The following is a 25,143-nucleotide window of genomic DNA, read 5'->3' on the forward strand; positions in this document are numbered from 1 at the left end:
CCGGTAAGTTTGTGAGCTTTGGGCTTCTTAGAAGCCCATGCCGCCCATGCCGCCCATGTCGCCGCCCGGCATGGCCGGACCGGAGTCTTTCTTCGGCAGCTCGGCAACCATGGCTTCGGTGGTGATCAGCAGGCCTGCGACGGAAGCAGCGTCCTGAAGAGCCGTGCGCACAACCTTGGTCGGGTCGATGATGCCGGCTTCGATCATGTTGACGAATTCTTCGGTCTGAGCGTTGAAGCCGAAGGTGTCGTCGTCGTTTTCCTGGATCTTGCCGACCACGATGGAGCCTTCGACACCAGCGTTTTCAGCGATCTGACGGATCGGAGCTTCCAGAGCGCGCAGGACGATCTTGATGCCGGCTGCGATGTCGGCATTGTCGGAAGCCAGAGCCGCGACAGCCTTTTTCGCACGCAGCAAAGCCGTGCCGCCACCCGGGACGATGCCTTCTTCAACGGCAGCGCGGGTTGCGTTCAGAGCGTCGTCAACGCGGTCTTTTTTCTCTTTCACTTCGATTTCGGTCGCACCGCCGACGCGGATCACGGCAACGCCGCCTGCGAGCTTGGCGAGACGCTCCTGGAGCTTCTCACGGTCGTAATCGGAAGTGGTTTCCTCGATCTGGGCCTTGATCTGGCCAACGCGACCTTGGATGTCGTCCTTGGAACCCGCACCATCGACGATGGTGGTGTTTTCCTTGGTAATGGACACCTTCTCGGCGGTGCCGAGCATGTCGAGGGTGACGTTTTCCAGCTTGATGCCGAGGTCTTCGGAAATGACGGTACCGCCGGTCAGGATGGCGATGTCTTCCAGCATGGCCTTGCGGCGATCGCCGAAGCCCGGAGCCTTGACAGCAGCGATTTTCAGGCCGCCGCGCAGCTTGTTGACGACGAGGGTCGCCAGGGCTTCGCCTTCAACGTCTTCTGCGATGATGAGCAGCGGACGGGAGGACTGAACCACGGCTTCCAGGATCGGCAGCATGGCCTGCAGGTTGGAGAGTTTCTTCTCGTGCAGCAGGATGTACGGCTTTTCGAGGTCAGCCAGCATCTTGTCGGCGTTGGTGACGAAGTACGGGGACAGGTAGCCGCGGTCGAACTGCATGCCTTCGACGACTTCCAGCTCGGTCTCGAGAGACTTGGCTTCCTCGACGGTGATCACGCCTTCGTTGCCGACTTTCTGCATGGCTTCGGCAATGTCCTTGCCGACCTGCTCGTCGCCGTTTGCGGAGATGGTGCCGACCTGGGCCACTTCAGCGGAGGTGGTGATGGTCTTGGACGCAGCGGTCAGGGCCTTGACGGCTTCGGCAGCAGCGAGATCGACGCCGCGCTTCAGGTCCATCGGGTTCATGCCGGCGGCAACAGCCTTGGCGCCTTCGCGGACGATGGACTGGGCCAGAACGGTTGCGGTGGTGGTGCCGTCGCCAGCGATGTCGTTGGTCTTGGAAGCCACTTCGCGCACCATCTGGGCGCCCATGTTTTCGAACTTGTCTTCGAGTTCGATTTCCTTGGCAACGGAAACACCGTCCTTGGTGATGCGCGGTGCGCCGAAAGCCTTGTCGAGAACGACGTTACGGCCTTTCGGGCCGAGGGTCACTTTGACGGCGTTTGCCAGGATGTCCACGCCGCGCAGCATGCGCTCGCGGGCGTCGGAGGAGAATTTTACTTCTTTAGCAGACATGTGGTCGTCTCACTTATTCTGGAATGATGTTGAGATCAGAAGCGGTTCGCTGGATTAAGCGATCACGCCCATGATGTCGGATTCCTTCATGATCAGGAGGTCTTCACCGTCGATCTTGACTTCGGTGCCGGACCACTTGCCGAACAGGACGCGGTCGCCTGCCTTGACGTCGAGGGCGACGATCTCGCCATTGTCCTTACGGGCACCGGTGCCGACAGCGATGATCTCGCCTTCCTGCGGCTTTTCTTTCGCGGTGTCCGGAATGATGATGCCGCCTGCGGTCTTCTCTTCAGAGTCTACGCGGCGAACAACGACACGGTCGTGCAGTGGACGAAATGCCATAAGACTGTTTCCTCTCATGAGCGCGCCCCACGCAATAGGCAGCGCGCGAGACATGATTTCTAGGTTGACTTGATACGAAGGACCCTGCCCTTCGCAGCGTGTTAGCACTCCCTTGAGGCGAGTGCTAACAGCGCCATGGATTTATGAAGCCGAGCCCGTCTTGTCAATGCTTTGTGACGAGAATTTAATCGGGAAAAATGGCTGCAGCCGGTTTGGACCGGCCGCTTAAAGCCCGAAGCCTGAGTTCTCAGGCGCAATCACACTGAGCAATCAGTTGGTGCCGGTAACCGAGAAAGGCAAGGTGAAGCTGGACTGGCCGCCGCCGACTTCGTCCTGGAACTGGGCTTCAAGCTGGTAGTCGCCTGCCGGAAGACCGCTGAACTGGAAGGTCAGAGCAGCGGAAAGCTCGCGCTTTTTGGTGCGGCCGCTGCCGGTGAAGGTCGCGAAATTGTCCTGTTCGGCCAGCACCTGACCGGACAGGTTGAGCAGGCGGAAGCTGGCTGTCAGCTGGTAGGCGTAACCGCCGCCGCTTTCACTGAAGCCGTAGCCGACCGGTTCGGCATAGACGGTCAGGGCTTCTTCGTCGGTAAAGACGGCGTTCTCCCGTGGCGTATACTGCCCGTAGCCGGTGGCTGTGCCGTCGGTAAAGGTCACTTCGGTGAAGGCAAGTCCGGAGGCGGTCCAGGCCTGGTCATAGGCGGCAAGTGCATTCTGGAATGCCGGGGAAGGCTGACTGGCCCCTGATTGAGCATAGGCGCTTGCCAAACCTGCAAACAGTCCGCCCGCAATCAGAACAGCAGAAACCATCTGCCCAGGAACACGTCTTCCAGCCACCATATTCTTTTCCCCGCACGCCTTTAAATCTTTTCGTTTTCAGCGATTTTGCCGATATAGACCGACTTTCGCCAAGAAACAAGACTATGTGTGCGACGCAGTAAATATCGGCTCAAACAAAGGCCAAATATTTATCCGTGAAAAAAGAAAACCTGAACGCGGTTAATGCTCTCTGTACTGCATTTAGAGCGCAGGTGTCAGAGTGCACGCGCGCTCCACGACTGGCGTTTGCGGTAAATCGTCGAGGGACTGATTTCCAGAGCCGCCGCCGCCATGGCAATGTTGCCGTCAAAGGCGTCGAGCGCGTCCTCGATGATCCGGCGTTCCTGAGCCCAGAGCGGCTCGATGGTGCCGAAGGGGCGGCTGGGGGGCGCCGACCGGGACCGTTCCCGGGACAGGTCGATGATGGCATTGGGCCTGGCGGTCTGATCCCGGATCACCAGGGGCAGCATGTCATAAGTTACCGCCACCCCGTCATTCATCACCACCATCTGCCGGATGGTGTTTTCCAGCTGGCGCACATTGCCGGGCCAGGAGTAAGACACGATCCGTGCCTCGGCATCCGCATCGAAGCCTTTGAAGGAGCGCCGTTCCTCGTTTGAATAGCGATCCAGGAAGGTTTCCGCCAGCGGCAGGATATCGTCGCGCCGTTCGCGCAGGGGCGGCAGGTGGATCGGCAAAACGTGGAGACGGTAATAAAGGTCTTCCCGGAACCGGCCCGCCGAAATTTCGGCCACCGGGTTGCGGTTGGTGGCGCAGATGATGCGCGCGTCGACCTTGCGGGTATTGGTGTCACCGAGGCGCTGGAACGTTCCGGTCTGCAGGAACCGCAGCAGCTTCGATTGCAAGAGCAGATCCATCTCGCCGATTTCATCGAGAAACAGGGTGCCGCCATCGGCCTGTTCCGCCGCGCCGGCGCGGTTGTCGGTGGCCCCGGTGAAAGCGCCGCGAACATAGCCGAAGATTTCGCTTTCGATGAGGTCGCGCGGGATTGCCGCGCAATTCAACGTGACGAAACGGTTGTGGCGTCGTTCCGACTGGGTGTGTACCGCGTTGGCGCACAGCTCCTTGCCGGTGCCGGACTCGCCGGTGATGAAGACCGGAGCCTGGGACGGTGCCATTCGGGCGATCTGGTCGTGAATGTCCCGCATCTTGGCCGAGACGCCGATCAGCCTGGCCTGGTGGCCGGCGGTGTCGGCTGTCCGCACCGGGCGTGCCGGGATGGTGTCCACTGGTGCCGGTTCCGCGTGATGCGGCACCGGAAGTGCGGCCACCGTCTGGACCGGGCGTCGCTGTTCGAGCTGGAACATGATCTTGGACGACAGGGCGTCCAGGGAAAACGGCTTGGTCAGGAAATCATGGGCACCGGCGCGCATGGCGCTGACGGCACGAGACACCGAACCTTGCGCTGACACAGCGATGATGACGGCCCTGGGGCAGCGCACCGCATAGGCTTCCAGAGCGTCGTCGCCGCCAATGGTTTCCAGGTCGATGATGAGAATGTCGGTGGTCTTGTCGGCCAGATCCTGCAGGCAGGAGGCACTGTCGGTATAAAGAATGGGGTCCGTGCAGGCGGCTGACAATTTGGCACAAACCGCGGAGGTGCGGGAGGCCTCAGAAGCCGATGCGTCCAATACGCGTACAATTGCAGGCAACTCTTTGCCCTCGTTACTCCCCATTGCTGGGTAACTCCCATTCTGCGGTCTGGGTCATTCGAAAATCGAAAGATTCGTCAATTTGATAATTCTTCGAACAGGGTAAACAAAGCGTTGTCAGACGACGCATTTTGCAGAATTAACGGGGGAGAGGTCCGAATTAGCCTGAGAGCCTGGCCCATAAATGAAGTCGAAATGGCATGGGAAATGGCGAAGCACCGATAGGAAGTGGGCGTGTTGCGGGCTTATTGCCCGGTCAAGCGCGCTGACGACACGGGGTGAAACCATGTCAGGTTCATTTATGGGCCAGCCTCTCAGGACGCGGCGGCAAGATAGCCGGCCAGGAAACACAGCCCCGCAAAGAGCAGCGCCAGAGACAGGGGGACGGGCCGGTGGAGAAGCCGTCCGGCCGACAGTCTGATGTCTGTGTCCCGGATTGGACCTGTCGCCGATGCGGCACGTCCGGATTGGGGCGCGGAGGCCGGTGGCCCGAGAGCCGTACCGCGCGCGATGGCCCCGGCGAGGTCGGCGTCGGCCTGCAAATCGCTTGCAGACGGGCCCTCGAATGCGCTGCCTTCTTCCTCGAAGGCCAGCAGGCTTTCCGAGGGGGGGCTCACCGCGCGTTCGCCACAGGCAGGATGGAATTCCGGCGCGTAGCTGCCTTTCGGAATGACGATGCGCACGGGATCGCCAGCTCCGGACCCGGAATAGTATTTCTCCAGGCGCCGGCGCAGACGCGCGGCTTCGACACGCACGATCGGGTCGGTCACCGGATTGAAATCTTCCGGCCGGCCAAGGGCTTCCACGGCTATGGTATAACCCTTCAGCTTTTCCTGTTCGTTGTTCAGTGTGGCGCGGACCACAAATCCGAGAAAGGCTCTCAGTTGCGGCGCGGACTGGAATTCACGGCTTTGCAGCGCCGTGACGAGTGCGGACTGCACCATTTCCAGAGAGAGACCGGTGTGAGGCGGCGACGTCGACGGATCCTGGTCGCCAGAAGGGTGCGGTGGATGCCGATCCGCGGCGCCTGGTCCAAGACGTAGCGATGCGGCTCGATTCCTCGCGGAATCGCTTGGCGCTTTGTTCGTTGCCGTCCCGCGTGTCATACGACGGGATGTCCGTCCGGCTGCCTGCATACCAGCCCCCATGAAAATTCGTATAAAAAATCACTGCCACGACACGGCTTCCCTTGCGTAACTTTAGCGGAAGCATTTTCGGAATGCAAAGTGCGAATGTGCCGGCAATAGTTGAAACGTGCTGTTGTCCCGGCCTGGGCCGTGTGGACGCGGGGCGGGAAAAGAGCCCTCATTTTCGCAAATGAAGGCCATAACCGGGGACAAGTCACGGATTTCACGCCTGAAAGCGGGTTGCGGATTCGGAGGCGACTGGTTCTTAAGGCATGATTAAGCAGTAACTTTTGATTCGGGTCGGAACTTTCGAACGCCATGGGCCGGACAGGGACCATATTTGTAGCAATTTGCATGGCCGTGATCGCCCTGTCGTCCGCGACAGTGCTGGTCTTCCAGTTCGGCCGTCCTTTTGGCGAGGCCGTGTCCCTCTCGCTGGCACTGATGTGCACCATGATCCTGTTTCATCTGCTCATTGGCCGGGCACGCGATCGCGGCGCCGTCAACGAAGCGGTGGACCGGCTCGAGGAGCGCATGTCGGATCTGGATGAGGATGTCGGCAATCTCGAAGGCCGGTTGACGGGCATGGAGCACTCCGCGCCGCGCCGCACCCGCGCCGAAATCGATCCGCTCTTTGCCGAAGTCGAGGTGCTGGGCACCTTGGTCAAGCAAATGGCGGAAGCCATGTCCGACCTGGAGGCCAGGGTTGAGGACCAGCAGGCGATCGCGCCGCCGCCGCGGACGCCGAGCCTGCCGCGCTACACCCAGGAGCCGCAACAGCCCCATCCGCAAGAACCGGTCTACCGGGCGTCTCAGGACTGGCCGCCTCGGCAGCAAGCCGAACCTGCCGCGCACTTTGCGCATCAGCCGCCGCACGAACAGCCGGCCGCTTTCGCCCCTCCACCGGTCCAGGCGCACCGCGACATGTCGGAACTTGATCGCCGCTATGGCGTCCATGCGCCGCGGCAGGGCGATCAGCCTATGCATCGAAACGCCTATCCGCGCCCGGAACAGTCCGTCCGCGACGATCGCGCCGCGGCCACGACGTCCCTTGCCGACGACCCGGTGATGATGCCCGCGCTGGAAAAGCCCAAGCCGAACATGGCCATGCGCGAGTTGATCACGTCTGCGCTCAATGCCAACCGGGTGGAACTGCATCTGCAGCCCATCGTGACGCTGCCGCAGCGCCAGGTGAAATATTATGAAGCCTTCACCCGCCTGCGCGACGCTGGAGGCAACCTGATTGAGGCAGCCGATTTCCTGCCGGAAGCGGTTCATTCCGGGCAGATCGCTCGCATCGACAATCTTCTGCTGTTCCGCTCAATCCAGGTCGTGCGCCGGCTGACCTCGCGCAATCGCAATGCGATCCTGTTCTGCAACATCTCCTCGCTCTCCCTGGTGGATGAAACCTTCTTCCCTGGCTTCCTGGAATTCGTGAAGGCCAACCAGAATTTCGCCGATGTGCTGGTTTTCGAATTCAGCCAGAGCGATGTCGCGGAAATGGGCGCCATGGAGCTGGAAAGCCTGAGCGCGCTTTACGACCTCGGCTTCCGGTTCTCCGTCGACCAGATCTCGGACATGAAGATGGACTTCAACTCGCTGGCAGGTCGCGGCTTCAAATACGGCAAGCTGAATGCGGATTATCTGATCGGCCGCCGCGAGGCGATCCATGGCCACATCCATCCGTCGGATTTCGGCGACCTGCTGCACCGTTACGGCATGCAGCTGATCACCGATCATGTCGAGACGGAATCTCAGGTGCTGGAACTGCTCGACTACGACGTCAAGCTGGCGCAGGGCAACCTGTTCTCACCGCCGCGGCCGGTCCGGGCGGAGGTTCTTCAAGGGACGCCGGCTCCCGGGCCGAGGCGCACGGCTGCGGCTCAGTAAGACGCTGCTACGTCGGCCCGACAAAGACCTAATCCGTTTCCCTCTGCGTGTCCCTGTGTTCAGGTGTAACCCCGGACAAGCGAAGCGCAGATCCGGGGCCCGCTCGCAGGGCAGCTTGCTGAAGCGCTGGAGTTGCGCAGACAACAAGCCAAATCAATTTCCACGGACATCTCTCTGGAAACGAGTAGGCCCCCGGGTCTCCCGTTGGTCGCCCGGGGTGACACAATGATTTCCGCAGTGTTTTGCCCAAAAATCAGAGCATTGCCGAATTGAGGCTTCAAGCCACCGGCTAGCCTTGTTTCGGCCCGACCGTAACAATGGTCGGGGCCTTGTCCGCAAGCAGCCTTTGGGCGACGCGGCGGACATCGTCCAGCGACACCGCGTCGATTTCGCCGTTGCGCCGGTCGAAATAGTCCATGCCGAGGCCGGCATTCTGCAAGGCGACCAGCTGACCGGCAATCTTGCCGGAACTGTCGAAGCGCAGCGCATAGGACCCGGTCAGATACTGTTTGGCCGCGCGCAATTCCTCCTCCGTCGGTCCTTCGGTTGCCATGCGCCGCAGCTGGTCGAGCATGACCTGCACCGTTTCGCCGGCGCGCTCCGCCTTGGTCGCCGCGGAGCCGATCAGCAGCGCAGCATGAGCATAGGGCGACAGTGACGTGCCGGTGCTGTAGGAAAGGCCGCGTTTCTCGCGCACCTCCTGATAGAGCCAGGAGGTAAAGGTGCCGCCGCCCAGAATATGGTTCATGACATAGGCGGCCTGGTAATCCGGGTCGTCGCGCTTCAGGCCCGGGAGACCGAGAAGGATCGTCGTCTGCGGCACGGCCAGTTCATCGCTTATTTCACTGCCCGTGGCCGGGCTCAGTTCCGCGACCGGCACCAGATCGGCCTTCGCCGGCAGGGAAGCAAAAACCTCGTCCAGTATGTCTGCCAGCGTGTCGGCATCGATCGCCCCGACCACGCCGATGGTCAGACCGTCGCGGGCGAGCAATTTCCTGTGTTGCTCCGCCAGGTCAGCCGCGGTCAGGCCTTCAAGTGTCTCCGTGCTGCCGAGCGTCGGCCGCGCGTAGGGGTGATTTCCGAACATCGCCTTGGCGAGTGCCCGGCCGGCAATGGCGTCGGGGTCGCTTTCATTGCGCCGCGCCTGGGTCGCCAGCTGGGCCTTCATCCGGTCTATCGGCGCCGTGTCGAAGCGCGGCGCGTTGACGGCAAGCGCCAGCAACTCTGTGGCGTCGCGCAAGGTCGGGGTCAGGCTGCGCAGGCTGCCGTAGAACCGGTCTTTGCCGGTGCTGAAGCCGATGCTGATGGCGAGCGCTTCCTGGCGGGCCTGGAAGGCCTCGGAGTCCAGATCGCCGGCACCTTCGTCGAGCGTTGCCGCGAGCAGCCGAGTCAGGCCCTCCTTGCCATCCGGATCCTGGGCGGAGCCGCCTTCAAACGAGAAATTCAGGGCGACCAGCGGAACGGTGTGGTCCTCGACCAGCCAGGCCTCGATACCGCCCGGGCTGGTGACCTTCTGGATTTCAACGGCCATTGCCATCGGAGCCGAGGCAAAAAGCGCGATCAGGGCCAGGCAGACAAAGGGCAACAGGCCGTGTGACGGGATGCGGGGCGCCATGTCAGGTCTTTTCCTTCTCGTTGGCCGGAGCTGTCTGGGCGGCGTCATTGACGGATGGCGTTTCCAGGCGAAGTTCCCCGGTGACGGGAATGCCGGTCAGATAGGTTCGGGCCGCTTCCAGAACGTCTTCCGGCGTGACCGCGCTGACCTGGGCGGGCCAGGACTGAACGTCTTCGATGCTGAGGCCGGTGGTCAGGGCGCTGCCGAACAGGCGCGCAAGGCCGGACTGGCTGTCCTGCGCATAGATCGCGCCCGCAATCATGCTGTTCTTGGCCTTGGCGACTTCTTCCTCGCTGACGCCTGTTTCCAGAAGCTTCGCGACCTCGGCGGCGATCAGGCGCTCCATCTCCGCGAGTGTATGGCCCGGCCGGGGTGAGGCGTAGACACCGAACCGGCCGTCATCAAGCGCGCTGCCCTGGTAATAGGCGCCGGCGCCAAGGGCGGCTTCCTGGTCGAGGACAAGCGCCTTGTGCAGCCGGCTCGACGGGCCTTCTCCGAGGATATAGGCGAGCACGTCAAGTGCTTCGGGCGTGCGGCCCTTGCCGGTCGATTGGCTGGGCACGATCCAGGTCTGCGACAGGGATTCCTGGCGCACGCGCGGGTCGCGGACCGCAATGCGCCGTTCGCCGGAAAGCGGCGGTTCGGCGGGACGCATGCGGGCGCCGGGTTCCGCCCGCCGCGGCACCTTGCCATAGGTCTCGGTTGCGATCCGGCGCACCTCGTCGACATCAACATCGCCGGCAACGACAACCACAGCATTGTTGGGCGTATAGAACCTGTCATAGAAGGCGAGGGCGGCGTCGGTGTTGAGGGCCTCGATTTCGCTTTGCCAGCCGATCACCGGCGATCCGTAGGGGTGGTTTACGAAGGTGATGGCGTTGAGCGCCTCGCGCAGGCGCGATCCGGGTTCGCTGTCGACACGCATGCGGCGCTCCTCCAGCACCACGTCGCGCTCGGGCGCGACGACCTCTTCCGACAGGACCAGGTTCTCCATCCGGTCGGCTTCCAGCTTCATCATCAGGGGCAGGTGTTCCTTGGCGACCCGCTGGTAATAGGCGGTGTAGTCCGTGCTGGTGAAGGCATTCTCCTGGCCGCCGCGCTCGGCCACCATCTTCGAAAAGGCACCGTCGGGATGGTCGGTCGTGCCCTTGAACATCAGGTGTTCCAGGAAATGCGCGACGCCCGACTGGCCTTCCGGTTCATCGGCGGAGCCAACCTTGTACCAGATCATGTGGGTGGCGACCGGCGCCCTGCGGTCCGGGATAACGACCACCTGCAGGCCGTTCTCAAGCGTGAAGCTTTCCAGATTGGGCGCGATCCGGATTGCTGCCGGATCATCGGCCTTGGCAAACGCGGACACCGAGGTGGCCAGTCCGCCACCGCCTAAGACAAGAACCGGGACGAGCAACAGACCGAGCGATCGTTTCAGACCGCGGGCGGCGGGATGCGAGCGTGAGAACGGTGATGGGGGCACGTGCATTGTCCTTTGGCGGCTTAGGGCCGCGGCCATGTTTGAACCAGAATCCAATATAGGTTTCAGAGACCGCAGGTCCCGTTACAATTTTGTTATTTGCGACAGATGCAACGAAATTGAGGCGGTTTTTCTCACCAGACGGGTGGCATCGCCTGCCGCAGCCGGAAGCTGTTTTGCCGGACCGATCCGGAAGGCGTATCATTGAGCCTGCCGGACAAGACCCATGCGGCGTCACAATCAGAACCCGAGAATGGTGACGCCAGAGCGTTCAACGCCCGGAGATATCTTGCCCGCACCAACGACAAGAGCAGGAGCACCGTCTCATGCCGACCCCTGTGCCACGTAACATCAACAGGTCGATCTTCCGCCGACGGCTATCGCCGGTTTGGCGGCTTGCTGCCCTTGTCGCAAGCTGCCTCGCCGTCCAGGCCGGTTCCGCCTTAGGCGCCTCGTCTTCCGAATGCGTCTTCTGGGCCTTTGGCCAGGACGCGCAATACCAGCAGGAGCTCCAGATAGAGGCAGGCGCCGACCGGCGCAGCTTCCGGATCCGTGAGCGTATTACTCCGATCAATCCGGGTTTCTTCAAATCGATGGATCCGCAAACGCGAGACGTCTGTCATTTGCATCTGTCCTGCCGGCTGCCCGACAACGCGTCGGCTTCTGTCGCCACTCAGGTTGAGCACAAACTGCTTGGCTCACCCGGTACTTGGCGGCCGGTGAAGAAATATTTCAACACTGCGTCAGCAGTGGAAATCCTGGATGCCGAAGGCACTCCGATCGACGCGGATTGCCGGATCGTCGACATCTCGACACCATGAAAGGAGCGGTCCGATGCCTTTTTCTGTAGGTAAACAGAAGGCTCCGGCTGACGCGCTGTTGCGGACGGCCCTGTGGACCGGATGTCTGATGTTGGCAAGCATTTGCACCGGCCCTGGACCGGCGTTTGCGGAACCCGCTGTCACGGTGGGCGGCGGGGCGGCGTGCTATCAGTCTTTCTACGTTCAGGATCTCGGCAATCATATCATCAAGAAGCCGACTGGAACCGCGCGCGGCCCGGATCAGGCGGATACGTTCGACCTGAGATACAGTCGGGAAAAGGGCGACCGGTTCAGCCACCAGGCCATGCTCGAAATTCAGATCGAGCCTGGGCCGGTGGTGAAGGAACAGCTTTCGGAACTCACCATGACGATGCGCGACTTTGTCATTGAAGACCGAAAGGCCAATGGCGATACCGTTGTGTCGACGAGCATTTCTCGCCTGCTCAAGGCCAAGATGATCGCCGGCGCACCGGCTTTCCTGTTCGACAGTGGCTATGACGAGCAGATTGAGCAGGCGCGGACCGACCCGGATTTTCCGCCCGAATACAAGGCGGCGCTGAGCAACCTCGATCTGAGCTATGCCGTCACCCTGTCACCTGCCGGTGAACTGACGGATTTCGAGATCGAACATCCTGATCCCGTCTTCCGCGAAACCGTCGAGGCGACGGCGGAAGACAGCCTTGCCAGCGGTTTTGTGAAGTTTCCGCAGGAGCCGGTTGCTATCGGAGCCGCCTGGGCCGCGGGAACGCGGACGATGAACATTCCCAATGTCGGCAGCGTCTCGTTCGAGCTTGAGGGCAAACTCTCTTCCGTGTTCGATGTCGAGGGGCTCGGAGAGATCGACATTGTCGAACTGGAGCCCACAGCGTTCACTTTTACCCCGGCCATGGCCTCGAATTTCGAGATGACGTCGATCGATATCAAGGTGAGCCATCTCTACGCCTTTTCCCCGTCAGTCGGTTTCGTGATCTACCAGCACGCCTTCGCCTCCGTGTCGGCGGAAGCGACGATTGATGGCGCCACCGAGCAATTGGAACTCTGCGTCATCAACGGCACTTTCGAGATCAAGGACGGCAGCTATTCCGCCAAGGGGCGTTCCAGCCCGCGCCCCCGCCTTGTTGTGTTCAATCATCCGCAGACGGGGACGCCTTTGTTGTTTGTCGGCCGGTAGAGCAGGATCGCAGCCGATCCGAGAGATCTGCAACGTCTTCGCGCAGGCTCGGCAGATTGAGGGCGGACAGGAAATCGATATCGATCCCGGCATGCGCGCATGCGCCGACGGTGATTGCCTGTTCGGCATGAGCGCGCCGCAGCGCTGCGTTTTCCGGAAACACTTTCACTGCCTGTCTTAAAACGTCTTCAGCCTCTTCCGGATCGCCTTGTACCAGAAGGATGGCTGCCTCACTCAAGGGCGGGAACGGGCTGTCCGGATGCCGCGCAGCGACAGCGCGCGCCGCCAGCAGCGCTGTTTCGATTTCTTTCTTCGCGGCACCTTCGTCTTCCAGGAACAGAGCGCCGTGATAGGCGCGCACCAGAGCCTGCAGGGCGCCGGGTTCGGCAGATTGCGGATCCAGTTGCCCCGCCTTCTGCGTGGCTTCAAAGGCCTGTTGCAGATCCTGGAAGGCGGTCTGGTAATGCGCCTGACCCGCCGCATCATTCGGGTCCGCGACCGCGCTGCGGATCAGGCGCTCAACCCGGGCAAGACGGGATTGGGCATCAAGCGTCAGCACCAACGCAAGCGGTTTGCGGGCCGCGTCGGGCGCGGAAGACTGCAATCTCAGAAGTGCCCGTTTGGCCTTGGAGAGGTCGGTTCGATTGAGATTGCCGTCCCTGACGCGCAGCTGCGCTCTCAGGAGATGCGCATCGAAATTGCCGCTCCAGAGCTCGGCCGCCCAGCCGGCATAGCTCTCGGCGCGCGCGCGTGAACCGTCGTCCAGGGCGGCGCGGGCCAGGCTGAAATAGTGATGTGACAGGTCGCGCAGGGCGGTGTCGATGTCCTTCAGGGCGGCGTAGGCCGCTTCGGGATCTCGCCTCCAGGCAATGTCCATGGCAAGCACCCTGGTGTCCGGATCGATTGGCGCGAGCGTCAACGCCCGGTCGATAGCAGCCATGGCACCGTCCAGGTCGCCCAGGCCCAGCCGGGCCCGTGCGAGCTCTTCCCAGGCCGCGTGGGACGAAGGCGCCAGCCGCACCTTGGTCAGGGATTTCTGTTCAGCGGTCAGAAAATCGCGCCGGGCAAGGTTCTGCACCGCAGCCAATTCAGGGGAAACAAGCGCGGTCGGCAGCTTCAGCTTAATATCAACGGCGCTCGCAATTTGACCGGAGGCGGACAGCGCGTCCGCCGCCGTCTCCAGCTTCTGCAAACTACCGTCGAGGCGTGTCTTGTGCGCATCCGGCGACAACCTTGGCCGCATCGCGACGCCACCGTACTGGAAATATGCGTGTTTCAGCGCCGGTACGGCAACAAGGGCGTGGACATTGGGGTAGGAAGACCGGGTCGGGACTTTTCGGACCGGCAGATCGGTCAACTGCGTAAGGGACGTCGACTGAAACGCGCCAAGGCGCAGCAAGGTCGCGGCCGTTGTCAGGTCAATCAGTCCATGGAGCTGTTCATAGACCCCGTCAGGTCCCGCCTGGAGCGTTCCTTCTTCCAGATCCTCATACCGCATGGTGAGCGCGCGGGCCTTTGCCAGCGCTAGCTGAGACCCGGAATTGGCAGTGCTTGAGGGGTCATTATCCGTGATCAGGGTGCTTTCGGTCAGGACTTCAACACCGGTGTCAAAGACTGCTGTCCTTCCGCTTTGAGACAGTTCGATGGAGGCCGCAGGCAATGGATTGGGCTGGAGCCAGAACCGGTCGGAGGTCAGTCGCTTCAGCGTGTCATAGGGAGCGCTGACGCCGAGCTCGGGAAACAGGATTCGTGACCGCGCCGGATCGTCTACGGCATCTTGAACCAGGGTTTTCAGCGCATAGTCCGCCTCCAGCATGATCCGGGCGACCTCGGTGTCCGGCGGGACATTGACCAGCCGTGGATACATCGGTCCCGTCAGGGCTTCTCCTCTCGGATCTAGGGACACGGATGGTGTGCGGCCCTGCCGCCAGACGGTTGAAAACAGCAGCGTAATGCTGTCGATGTCCAACGCCGCCGAGGGCCGCCGCGCTGTCCGGCCGATCAGAACGACATCGCCGCTCGTTGTCATCACCACGCCGAAAACACGGCCGATCCCCCCGGGATGTCTGAGGTCACCCGGCAGATCCACCCAGGCGCCCGTTGCCGTGAAGGTTTTGGCCGCCGCAGTCAGGTTTCGCAAGGAGACCAGGACAACATCGTCCAGATGGCTTTCACGTGGACCGGCCGGCCGCATCGATGTGAGAAGCGTGCCTTGCCCGCCGATCGCGACGTCGAGGGACACGCCGCCGATCTTCTCCAGTTCGGATTTCACGCCTGGCCGGGCAAAGACCCGGCGCCCCGTGGAACTCAGAACGAGGGCTCCGGTTACGGGATCGTCTTCGAAAATCTGCCGCAGCTCTTTTTCGGGAACCACCTTGCGCAAGGTCCTGGCGAGATCGAGCAGGGAGACCGGCGGACGACCGTCCAGGTGCGCGTCGGGGGGCGTGACGGTTTCTTGTCCCGGCGCCGGCCGCGGCAACGTCACATTGACGGGAGAGGGCAGGCCGGTATCAAAACCGGACAGACTGCCGCTGGCTCTGGCCAGGCTCTTGAGCTGCCAGAAGGCCTGGCACTCGCTGTTGGTGCTCCTGAAACAGTCGCAGGCCTTCTGCAGACCGCCGCCCGAACAGCCCGAGGCCGACAAGGTCGATCCGAAAGCTGCCGGCGAGGGCGGCGGACCCGTGGCGGCAGTTGCGCCGCGATAGGTTTTTTCCGCCCAGGAGCGTGCGCTTTGGGCTGCGGATTGGGCTTCCTTCCGGTAGTAGCGCGCCATGATCGCGTCGCCGTTCTTTTCCGCGTCCGCAGCCTTGTTCAAGGCCGCTGCCGCACGATCCCGGTGGACCGCCGCCTGTTCGCGCAGAAGGCTCAATTCCCGTCGCTTCACCGGCGCGATTGCAGAGGGTGCTGGGACGGGGGCTGCTGCGGCGGCTTCTTCGGTGGGCTCTTCGGCCGCTTCCTTGCCGCCAGCGTCGTCCGTGTCGAATGTCCGGACGAAATCTCCCGACGGATTTGTCTCCTCGTTGCTCACCGGCGTTGCCTGCGACGGCGGTGTGGCGGCGTCGAGTTTTGCCATCAGGTTGTCGAACCGGGTCAGGGCAGTGTCCGCGCCGGCAAGAGTGCTCTGGGTTTCTTCGGCGAGCTCCGGATAGAACGCGCTGCCGGTCACGTTCTGCTGCGCGCTTGCCGCGAAAGCCGGGCTCAGTGCAATGACCAGCATCAGGGCAAGCTGGAAGCGCATGTCACGGGTCCTTCTTAAGGTCGGCCCCTGTCGACCGGAACGCATTCAGTCGCGCCAGCGCCTCGCCGACCATCGGGTCCTTGGGATAGACCTTTCGGACGGCCCGCAGAAACTGGTGGCTGCGGTCCCAGTTGCCATTGCCGAATTCAAGTGATTGGAGCAACAGCGTGGTGCTGCTGTCACCGTCCAGATGGGCACAGCAGAAGGCGTGCCGTTCTTCGGGCAGCAGCAGAAGGGCGTCGTTCTCCATCATCTTGCGTTCGAGCGCTTGACCGCTCGGGTCCAAACCCAAAAGCTGCTCGATCGCCTCTCGGCTGAGTGCTCTTGCGGCCGTCTCGGAGACGGCCCCGTCTGCTTCGTTGGCAAGATCCCAGGCTGCAACCGCGGCCCGCTTGCGCCGGCTCTTATCGGAGCGGGCTTTCAGCACATCCGGAGACTGCGATTTTTCGTCCCTTTGCCTGGCGAGTGCGCGCAACAACAACAAGGTGTCCTGAATACGGGCCGTTGCCAGAACGTCCGCCGGATTGGACATGTCCACTCCGAAGCTGCCGGTCCGGATCAGATCGTCAAGAGTCTCGTTCAATTCGGCGGCTTCCGCGACCGCTTGCAGCGCGGCGTCCAGATCCTTGGCGTTTCGTAGATATGCGCCCTCGATCAGCAACTGGTCGATGCGCCGCATCCGGGCCTGGTAGGCAGGTTGTGTGCGCACGGCGTCCCCTGCAAGGGCGTTGGCGAGAAGGTCGATTTCCCTGGAGACATCCGGCAGATGTTCATGGGGTTTCATCGTCTGTTTCGCAGAAAATCCTGCGAGGACATGGATCATCTTGTCGACCACCGGCTCCGGGGGCGAAAGGTCCAGCGCCAGCCGTTTCATCAGGCCTTGCGCCCCGTCGAAGTCTCCGGTTTCGGCCTTGGCAACGGCCATCAGAAAGGCGGCTGCATGCGTCGCCGACCAGGCGTTGGACCTGGCCTCTGCATAGACGCGTAAATCGTGACCGAGCTTGAATGCGTCGCCGGTCAAGTGTTCCAGGGCTTCCCGGGTCACGTCGAGGACGGCACAGATCTTCTCGTGAAGCAGGTAACCGGGATTGCAGCGGCAGGAGAGGCGCACCTTTCCCGGTGCGTATTGGCGGCTGGTTTCATAGGCGTGGGCGCCGCAATCATAGGCCTGCACCGTCCGAGGGGCGCAAAACAGTGGGACAGATAACAAAACAGCGGCAAGGACGCGTTTCATTTGGGTCTTCCGGCCAGGAAAGATAGATACCTTTCCGTGTGAGACTGCTTTCAGTCTAACAGAGCGGACCGGAATTCTCGATCACCGGATACGACAAAGGGCCGCCAGATGTCTCTGACGGCCCTTTAAAACTCTTTGTCCGGCGAGCCAACCCACTGGCCTTGGCTTAGTTACAATACTGAGACTCGCCTTCCAGGCAACGCGGATCGAGCGGCTTGGCGCTGTATTCGTCGTGGTTGCTGGCTTTCCGTTTTTTCTTGCTGACGACTTCCGGCATCGGCGCGTTCGCGGACGGCGTGCTGTAGTCTGTCGGCGGCTCGGTCAGATAGCGGCGCGTAGCCAGCCCGCTCTGGTCGATGCCGGCCTGCTGGCTTTTCAGTTTCTGCAGCCGTTCCCACTCTGCCTGCTGTTCCGCGCGGGTCAGCGTACTCCCCTCGGTCACTTCGTTGTCACGGCGTTCCGAATTCAGGTCACGGCCTTGACCGGTGACGCCGGTGATCTTGAAGCCGCGCATCTGCTCAGGCGTCAGCGGCTCGGAGTTCATGCTGCCGCGTTTGCCCGAACTGGCATAAAGCTCCTCGATTTCGGACAGTTGCTGGTTCTTCTGCTGTTTCGGCCAGTTCTCGGAATTGACGCCTGCAACATTGGTTTCCGGTTCAACCAGCTTGTTCGGCTCCGAAGGCATGGCCAAGGGCGCGCGCGGCTTGTAGTCGATCGGCTTTTCGTTCGGATCAACGGCGCCAAGGCCTTTCATGACCGAATTCACAAGAGCAACATCCGGTGCCTGACTGGTCCCGTCCGCTGCCTGACAGGCTGCCAATCCGGCCAGGATTGCCAGCACCGCAGAATTTCTCACCAACACAACTAATGTCCGCACTGCGCAGACCCCTCGATTTCTCTTTGAAAGAAGCGGTCGATAGCCCGTCCGCACTTCATCAGTCCAGCGTTAAACCGTTATTTTGCGGCTGAATTAGGACCATTTCGAAAACTGTCATACAGGAGACCGACGACGCCCGCAACGATCCACACATCTGCCAGGTTGAACACGTACCAGGAGAACGTGCCGGCGTGAAAATGGACGAAATCGACCACGGCACCATGCCAAAGCCGGTCGATGCCGTTGCCGATCGCCCCGCCGATGACCAGCGCCAGCGCCAGTGCGACCAGCCTGGACTGCGCCCGCGTTGACCAGATCCACAAGCCGATTGTGACGGCAACGGTCAGACCGGCAAGCAGCCAGCGTCCAAGCTCGCTGTGTTGTTGGAAAAGGCCGTAGGAAATGCCGCGGTTCCAGACGAGCACGATTTCAAGCACTGGCAACAGGTCGACGGGGCCGTTGGCGGCAAGGTTGAAGCCGTGCAGCAGCCAGAGTTTGCTGCCCTGGTCGAGCAGCAGGCCGACAGCAGCCACCACAAGCACAAAAGTGCTGAAACGGCCCCAGACAAGGTGCCGCTTTGCAAGTGAAGAGCCGGATTTGCCAGCGTCGGTCATGAGCCTTCAGGCACCTTTTCCTCAGGCGGCGTTTGCCGCGTCCCATTCCCGGAGTGCTTCGGCATCGCGCGGGGTCACGTCGGGATAGTCCGGATCGGAACCAACTTCCGGCAGGATCTTCCAGGACCGGGCGCATTTGGTGCCTTCGGCCAGAGCCGGCACGACGGCGACACCTTTGGTGTCGTCCAGCGTGAAGGCGCCGTCCGGGGCCGGATCCGCGGACAGCGTCAGCTGGCTGGTGATGGCGATATCCGCCATGTCCTTGCCTTCAAGCGCCGCCATCAGGTCCGGATCGGTGACATGCACCACCGGGTGAGCTTCGAGCGAGGAGCCGATCCGCTTTTCGCGGCGCTCCACTTCGAGCGCACCTGTGATCACGCGGCGGACGGTCTTGATCTTGGCCCACTTGGCGGCCAGCGCATCGTCGCGCCATTCGGACGGCACCATTGGGAACTGCTCCAGATGCACGCAGGCGTCCTCGCCGTAGCGGGAGGTCCAGGTCTCGTCCATGGTGAAGGGCAGCATCGGTGCCATCCAGGTGACCAGGCAGTTGAACAGCTTGTCGATCACATAGAGAGACGCCTTGCGGCGGGTCGACGAGGCGGCGTCGCAATAAAGCGCGTCCTTGCGGATGTCGAAATAGAAGGCCGACAGCTCCACCGTCATGAAGGTGAACAGCTGGTGGGTGATCTTCTTGTAGTCGAACTCCCAATAGGCCTCGCGCACCAGCGCGTCGAGTTCCGCGAGCCGGTGCAGCATCAGCCGTTCCAGCTCCGGCATGTCGGCCAGCGCGACTTCCTCACCCTTGGCATGGGCGAGCGAACCGAGCATCCAGCGCAGGGTGTTGCGCAGCTTGCGGTAGGCATCGACATTGGTCTTGATGATTTCCTGGCCAAGGCGCTGGTCTTCCCAATAGTCGGTCGAGGCCACCCACAGGCGCAGGATATCGGCACCATATTGCTTGATGACGTCCTGCGGGAACACCTGATTGCCGAGCGACTTGGACATCTTGCGACCGTCCTCGGCCATGGTGAAGCCGTGGGTCAGCACCGCGTCATAAGGCGGCCGGCCGCGGGTGCCGCAGCTCTCCAGCAGCGAGGAATGGAACCAGCCGCGATGCTGGTCCGAGCCTTCCAGGTAGAGCACATAGTCATCGCCGCCATCGACCTTGCGCTTCGGCGAAAGATCCGCGCGTTCTTCCATGACAAAGGCATGGGTGGAACCGCTGTCGAACCAGACATCGAGGATGTCTGTGACCATGTCCCATTCATCGGCCTTGTAGTCGTTGCCGAGGAAGCGTTCCTTGGCGCCATCCTCGAACCAGGCATCGGCGCCTTCGCCGACAAAGGCATCGAAAATACGCTTGTTGACGGCTTCGTCCTTCAGGATCTCGGCCGTTTCCTTGTGGATGAACACGGTGATCGGCACACCCCAGGCACGCTGGCGCGACAGAACCCAGTCGGGGCGGTTCTCGATCATCGAGCGCAGGCGGTTCTGGCCGCTGCCCGGCACGAAGCGGGTGTCGTCGATGCCCTTGAGGGCGCGAGCGCGCAGGGTATCGCCTTCGCCGTCAAGGGTCTTGTCCATATAGACGAACCATTGCGGCGTGTTGCGGAAGATCACCGGCTTCTTGGAGCGCCAGGAATGCGGATAGGAGTGGGTCAGCCGGCCGAGGCCGATCAGGTTGCCGGCCTCCTTCAGCTTTTCGATCACCGCCTTGTTGGCCTTGCCCTTCTCACCCTTGTGGGTGATGACCTCGCAGCCGTCGAAGCCAGGGGCGTCCTTGGTGTAGAACCCGTCATCGGCGACCGTGAACGGAATCGCCGTGTTGATGCCGCGGGCTTCCAGGTCAGTGCGCTTGGCCATCCAGATTTCAAAGTCGTCCGCGCCATGGCCGGGCGCCGTGTGCACGAAGCCGGTACCGGCATCGTCGGTGACATGGTCGCCATCGAGCATCGGCACGTCGAAATCGTAACCGCCAAGGTCAAGCTCGGCGAGCGGATGGGCGAGGGTCATGGTTTCCAGCTCGTCCGCCGTCACCGCGCGCAAGCGTTTGAAGTCGGTGATGCGGGCGTTCTTGAAAACGTCGTCGGCCAGCGCGTCCGCCAGGATCACCCTGTCGCCCTTCTGCACCCAGTTGTCGTCCGGCAGGCCGTCCTGGGTGACCTCGAAGATGGAATAGGCGATCTTCGAGGAGAAACAGACGGCGCGGTTGCCAGGAATGGTCCAGGGCGTGGTCGTCCAGATGACCACGGACGATGCCAGAAGTTCGTCCACGGCGGTTTCATCGCTGCCACCGGCGCTTGTCACCGGGAACTTCACCCAGATCATGTCGGATTTGTGGTCGTGATATTCGATCTCGGCTTCCGCAAGGGCAGTCTTTTCGACCACCGACCACATCACCGGCTTGGAACCCCGGTAGAGCTGGCCGGACATGGCGAACTTCATCAGTTCCTTGGCGATCACCGCCTCGCTTTCGAAGCGCATGGTCAGATACGGGTTGTCCCAGTCGCCCTCGATGCCGAGCCGCTTGAATTCCTGGCGCTGGACGTCGATCCAGTGCGCGGCGAAGTCGCGGCATTCCTTGCGGAATTCGTTGATCGGCACTTCGTCCTTGTTCTTGCCCTTGGCGCGGTACTGCTCCTCGATCTTCCACTCGATCGGCAGGCCGTGACAGTCCCAGCCCGGCACGTAATTGCTCTCGAAACCGAGCATCTGCATGGAGCGGGTGACGATGTCCTTCAGCGTCTTGTTGAGAGCATGGCCGATATGGATGTTGCCGTTGGCGTAGGGAGGGCCGTCATGCAGCACGAATTTGCTGCGGTCCTTGCCCTGCTCGCGCAGTTTTTTGTAGACGTCGAGCTTTTCCCAGCGGGCCAGGATTTCCGGCTCCTTCTTGGGCAGGCCGGCGCGCATCGGAAACTCGGTCTGCGGCAGGTTGAGGGTTTCGGAATAGTCGCGTTTATCGGTGTCGGTCATCGTCAGGTCGATCCGTTCGGGCGTTGGGCCCGTCGTTCAATGGGAGGGGATTGCCGGCCTTCATCTCAAGGCTGCAACCGGAAAGCAGGAAGATCCCGGTCCCTGGCGCCGCGCAAGTCGCGTCAGCCGAGGGCCGGGCTAGTAATTCGCGGTATCGCGGTCATCGGCAGCGCGACGACTATGAGAGCCTGATGTTGCATGGCAAGGGACATAGCAGCACTTCGTCGATGAATAAAGATGTTCTGGAAATTCATCTGCGGTTTGTCCTTTCCGTCTGCCTGGCTGTTCAGGAAAAATGCGGAGGGGTAACCGAATATGAATGTCTGTCGGGCATTGATGGCTGCCGGGTAAGGGTTCCAGACAGGACGACACGGGCGCCATGGCCACTTCAACCAAGATTGACGCGGATGCGGCGGCAGAAGACAGCCGGACGGCCGGGCTCTGGCACCGGTTTGTCCGCTCGGGAGACTATTTCACCTGGGACCGGATCGGCTTTGCCTGCCTGTGCGCGGGGCTCGGCCTTACCGCCGGGCTGGTCTGGATGCTGGCCGTGCCCAACACCTATGGCGCGCCCAACGGCATGCTGCTGATGGACTACCTGAGCTTCTGGCTGGCCGGCAGCCAGGTTCTGAGCGGCACACCCGAACTAGCCTACAGCCCGAAAGACTTCTCGGCGATCCAGGCCGCCTACACTGGGTCTGATACGGTGTTCGGATTCTTCTATCCGCCGACCTTTCAGATACTGCAAAGCGGGTTTGCGCTGCTGCCCTATAAGGCGGCCTTTGCCAGCTTCGTCGGATTAACCACCGGCCTGCTGGGCTTTGCCTGCCGGCTGATCACCGGAAGATGGCTGCTGGCGGCCTGTCTGATCGTCATTCCGGCATGCGCCAACAATGCCTTTCACGGTCAGAACGCCGCCCTGACCGCCGCGCTCTACGGTTTTTTTCTGGTCGGTGTCGAGCGGCAGAAGATGATCCTGGCCGGCATTGCCCTTGGGCTTTTGACCATCAAGCCGCAGCTCGGCATTCTGGCGCCCGTGGCGCTGATCGCCAGCTGGAACTGGCGCGCCTTCCTGAGTGCCTCGGTGACGACGCTTGTTCTTGCCGGCGTCAGCGTCGCGGTGCTGGGCATCGGCGTCTGGCACGCCTTCTGGCTGCAGGCCCCGGTCGCCTCCGCGATGATGGAGCTTGGCGGAGTTGAATGGGGCAAGATGGTCTCCGTCTATGGCGGGCTGCGCCTGCTCGGCATGCCGCATCTTGCCGCCATGGTCGTTCAAGCCGCAATTGGCCTCGGTGCGCTGGCCTGTGTCTGGCACGCCTGGCGCAAATCCGAGGCAATGGCGGTGCGCGCTCCGGTGCTGATCGGCGGCACGCTGCTGGTGACGCCTTTTGCTCTTTCCTATGACCTCACGCTGCTGGTGGTGCCCTGTGCCTTCCTGATCCGGGAGGGTTTGAAATCCGGCTTTCTGCCTTACGAAAAGGCGTTGCTTGCGCTGGTGATTGTCCTTTCGGCCTCGACCAGCGCGTTCGCGGTCTGGCTGAACGTGCCGCTGGCACCGCTCCTGCCGTTGATCATTCTCTGGCTCGGCATGAGGCGGATGGGGCAGGCGCCGACGCTTCACACCTCCGCGACGACGGCCTGAATCTTCTTTTTCAGCTTGCGTTCGCGGTGGGCGATATAGAGCCCGCTGCCGATAATGAGCGCGATGCCAATCCAGGTCGGACCGTCCGGGAAGTCCGAAAACACCAGATAGCCGAACAGGGTCGCGCTGACGATCTCGATATATTGCAGCGGCGCCAGCAGGCTGGCACTGCCGCGCTGGAAGGCCGCGACCACCAGGCCGTGGGCGGCAAAGGAAATCAGGCCGATCAGCGTGAGCAGCCCGGCCTGGTTCACGGACGGCATCACGAAGGCGATGCCCTCATAGCCGGCCAGATTGCCGATCAGCAGCGCGGCGCCCAGCATCAGCGAGCCGGACAGGCCGGCGCTGAACTGGATCGTCAACAGGCCGTCGGTGACCGGATAAAGCCGGTTGAGCAGCAGGTAGAAGGAAAACAGGAAAGCGGTGGCGACCGGCAGCAGGCTGATCAGGCCGATCTCGGCAAGGTTCGGCCTGAGGATGATGACGGCACCCAACAGGCCGACCAGTATGGCGCCGATGCGGCGGATGCCGACCTGCTCCTTCAAAATCAGCGCCGCCAGGATGGTCAGCACCATCGGCTCGACAAAGAAGATCGAGATCGCGGTGGCGACGGACATGAATTTCACGGCGGTGAAAAAACACAAGGACGCAGCGGCCAGGAAGATGCCGCGCAGATAGTTGATCACCGGCTGCTTGCCGCGCAGACGCGTGACCCGCCCGGTGACGATGGCCAAAGCCAGGCAGATCAGGAATTGAAAGAAGAACCGGCCGAAGGTGACTTCAAGCGGCGGCAGTTCGGCCGACAGATACTTGGCGATGATATCCATCACCGGCACGATCAGCATGGCCGAACTCATCAGGAAGATCGCCAGCAGTGGGTTCTGCTCCATGACGCCGGAGACTGAAGCCTTGCTCACGCCGAAGAATCCAGGAGCTTCAGGTCGATGTCGGAGAGGGGCTGCAAGGAGCCGAGCGCGGCTCTCGCCTCGGCACTGTCCTGGTCCATCTGCCGGATCAAGGCCTCGACACTGTCGAACTTTTCTTCACCGCGCAGATAGGAGACGACATGGACGCGCAGGGTTTTGCCATAGAGATCGCCTGAAAAATCGAACAGATGCACCTCGAACAGGATGGCGCCATTGTCGAAGGTCGGCCGGCGGCCATAACTTGCGACGCCGTCATGCCAGTCGTCTCCGATCCGCACCTTGACCGCATAGATGCCCTGTTTCAGCGGGCAGTCCTGGGCAAGCGCGAGGTTAGCGGTCGGGTAGCCGAGATCCCGGCCGCGTTTGTCGCCGTGCCTCACCTCGGCTTCGAAATACCAGCGATACCCGAGCAGGGCATTCGCTTGGGCGATGTCGCCCTCAGCGAGACTGTCGCGAATGCGGGTGGAGGAGATGACCTCCGCGCCCTCGTCCTCCTCGCGCTGGACGATGGTGACGCCGAAGCCGTGTTTGGCACCGGCATCGCGCAAATAGTCCGGTGTGCCCTGGCGGGCGCGGCCGAAATGGAAATCGTAACCCGTGACCGCGTGGGAAATGCCGAGCGTGTCGATCAGGATGTCCTGGACAAAAGCGTTGGCCTCGATCCCGGCGAAGTCCCTGGTGAAGGGCAGGATCAAGGCGCCGCCAAGACCGCAGACGCGCAGCATGTCGAGCTTCTGGGCCCGCGGCGTCAGGCGGAAGACAGGCTTGGATGGATTGAAGACGGTGCGCGGATGCGGTTCGAAGCTCATCGCATAAACCGGATGGTGCGTGCCGTGGCCAAGCCCCATGGCGGCGTCGAGCACGGCCCTGTGGCCCCGATGCAGGCCGTCGAAATTTCCGATGGCAACGATACCGCCCTTCAGCTCCGCCGGAAAGCTGTCCAGGCTTTCGGCAACCAGGAACCTGGAGGTGTCAGAGGAGCTCATGCAGCAAACCTTCGCGCAACGTGTCGGCCGGGACAGCCAGGCAGGGCCCT

The 25,143-nt window shown here is 61.9% G+C and carries 18 protein-coding genes; 4 read left to right on the forward strand and 14 right to left on the reverse strand.

Annotated features, from left to right (window positions below; translation table 11 throughout):
* Positions 1-27 precede the first annotated feature (27 nt).
* From groL to M0H32_RS00795, 5 genes are all read right to left on the reverse strand, one after another.
* A complete protein-coding gene (groL, locus tag M0H32_RS00775) occupies positions 28-1,671 on the reverse strand; it encodes a chaperonin GroEL (RefSeq protein ID WP_248149495.1) in 1,644 nt (547 codons plus the stop codon).
* A 54-nt stretch (positions 1,672-1,725) separates the two neighbouring features.
* Complete coding sequence (gene groES / locus M0H32_RS00780; RefSeq protein ID WP_094074079.1) at positions 1,726-2,013, reverse strand: co-chaperone GroES; 288 nt, start codon at positions 2,011-2,013, stop codon at positions 1,726-1,728.
* A gap of 270 nt (positions 2,014-2,283) precedes the next feature.
* Positions 2,284-2,820: a hypothetical protein gene (locus tag M0H32_RS00785; protein ID WP_248149497.1), complete on the reverse strand. Its 537-nt coding sequence runs from the start codon at positions 2,818-2,820 to the stop codon at positions 2,284-2,286.
* Positions 2,821-3,044: 224 nt separating this feature from the next.
* The gene (locus M0H32_RS00790) at positions 3,045-4,526 is read right to left on the reverse strand and encodes a sigma-54 dependent transcriptional regulator (protein WP_425607279.1); all 1,482 of its coding nucleotides are present in this window, start codon (positions 4,524-4,526) and stop codon (positions 3,045-3,047) included.
* 290 nt (positions 4,527-4,816) lie between these two features.
* Positions 4,817-5,446 (reverse strand): hypothetical protein, encoded by a 630-nt coding sequence (locus tag M0H32_RS00795; RefSeq protein ID WP_248149500.1) that lies wholly within the window; start codon positions 5,444-5,446, stop codon positions 4,817-4,819.
* 537 nt (positions 5,447-5,983) lie between these two features.
* On the opposite strand from M0H32_RS00795, the gene M0H32_RS00800 reads away from it, so the two are divergent.
* Positions 5,984-7,519, forward strand: a complete 1,536-nt coding sequence (locus tag M0H32_RS00800) for an EAL domain-containing protein (RefSeq protein WP_248149502.1) — start codon at positions 5,984-5,986, stop codon at positions 7,517-7,519.
* Between the two features lie 289 nt (positions 7,520-7,808).
* Here the strand turns inward: M0H32_RS00800 and M0H32_RS00805 are convergent, their stop codons facing one another.
* Positions 7,809-9,134 (reverse strand): M16 family metallopeptidase, encoded by a 1,326-nt coding sequence (locus M0H32_RS00805; RefSeq protein WP_248149504.1) that lies wholly within the window; start codon positions 9,132-9,134, stop codon positions 7,809-7,811.
* 1 nt (position 9,135) lies between these two features.
* On the reverse strand, positions 9,136-10,506 hold the full coding sequence (locus M0H32_RS00810; protein WP_282449062.1) for a M16 family metallopeptidase: 1,371 nt from the start codon (positions 10,504-10,506) through the stop codon (positions 9,136-9,138).
* A gap of 425 nt (positions 10,507-10,931) precedes the next feature.
* Here M0H32_RS00810 and M0H32_RS00815 point away from each other — a divergent pair, with 425 nt between their 5' ends.
* A complete protein-coding gene (locus tag M0H32_RS00815) occupies positions 10,932-11,426 on the forward strand; it encodes a hypothetical protein (RefSeq protein ID WP_248149510.1) in 495 nt (164 codons plus the stop codon).
* Between the two features lie 88 nt (positions 11,427-11,514).
* Positions 11,515-12,597 carry a hypothetical protein gene (locus tag M0H32_RS00820; RefSeq protein ID WP_248149512.1) on the forward strand — a complete coding sequence of 361 codons (1,083 nt, stop codon included), beginning with the start codon at positions 11,515-11,517 and terminating at the stop codon, positions 12,595-12,597.
* On the opposite strand, the gene M0H32_RS00825 is transcribed toward M0H32_RS00820, so the two are convergent.
* The 5 genes from M0H32_RS00825 to ileS all read right to left on the reverse strand — a co-directional run bounded on the left by M0H32_RS00825 (position 12,551) and on the right by ileS (position 21,539).
* A complete protein-coding gene (locus tag M0H32_RS00825; RefSeq protein ID WP_248149515.1) occupies positions 12,551-15,835 on the reverse strand; it encodes a tetratricopeptide repeat protein in 3,285 nt (1,094 codons plus the stop codon). The two genes, M0H32_RS00820 and M0H32_RS00825, sit on opposite strands and share 47 nt — an antisense overlap.
* Position 15,836: 1 nt before the next feature.
* Entirely contained in the window at positions 15,837-17,069 is a 1,233-nt protein-coding gene (locus M0H32_RS00830; RefSeq protein WP_248149518.1) for a hypothetical protein, read from the reverse strand.
* A 166-nt stretch (positions 17,070-17,235) separates the two neighbouring features.
* Positions 17,236-17,931, reverse strand: coding sequence for a hypothetical protein (locus M0H32_RS00835; RefSeq protein ID WP_248149519.1), 696 nt, complete (start codon positions 17,929-17,931; stop codon positions 17,236-17,238).
* 92 nt (positions 17,932-18,023) lie between these two features.
* Positions 18,024-18,560, reverse strand: a complete 537-nt coding sequence (gene lspA / locus M0H32_RS00840) for a signal peptidase II (protein WP_248149521.1) — start codon at positions 18,558-18,560, stop codon at positions 18,024-18,026.
* Positions 18,561-18,581: 21 nt separating this feature from the next.
* Positions 18,582-21,539 carry an isoleucine--tRNA ligase gene (ileS, locus tag M0H32_RS00845; RefSeq protein WP_248149523.1) on the reverse strand — a complete coding sequence of 986 codons (2,958 nt, stop codon included), beginning with the start codon at positions 21,537-21,539 and terminating at the stop codon, positions 18,582-18,584.
* Between the two features lie 379 nt (positions 21,540-21,918).
* Between ileS and M0H32_RS00850 the strand changes: the two genes are divergently transcribed.
* Complete coding sequence (locus M0H32_RS00850) at positions 21,919-23,181, forward strand: glycosyltransferase family 87 protein (protein WP_248149526.1); 1,263 nt, start codon at positions 21,919-21,921, stop codon at positions 23,179-23,181.
* Here the strand turns inward: M0H32_RS00850 and M0H32_RS00855 are convergent.
* Both M0H32_RS00855 and M0H32_RS00860 read right to left on the reverse strand, forming a co-directional pair.
* Positions 23,157-24,098 carry a DMT family transporter gene (locus M0H32_RS00855; protein ID WP_248149528.1) on the reverse strand — a complete coding sequence of 314 codons (942 nt, stop codon included), beginning with the start codon at positions 24,096-24,098 and terminating at the stop codon, positions 23,157-23,159. The two genes, M0H32_RS00850 and M0H32_RS00855, sit on opposite strands and share 25 nt — an antisense overlap.
* Positions 24,095-25,093, reverse strand: coding sequence for a bifunctional riboflavin kinase/FAD synthetase (locus M0H32_RS00860; protein ID WP_248149530.1), 999 nt, complete (start codon positions 25,091-25,093; stop codon positions 24,095-24,097). Before M0H32_RS00860 ends, M0H32_RS00855 begins: the two co-directional genes overlap by 4 nt.
* Positions 25,094-25,143 lie beyond the last annotated feature (50 nt).

The organism is Roseibium sediminicola (assembly GCF_023156505.1).
In the GTDB taxonomy this organism is placed as follows: domain Bacteria; phylum Pseudomonadota; class Alphaproteobacteria; order Rhizobiales; family Stappiaceae; genus Roseibium; species Roseibium sediminicola.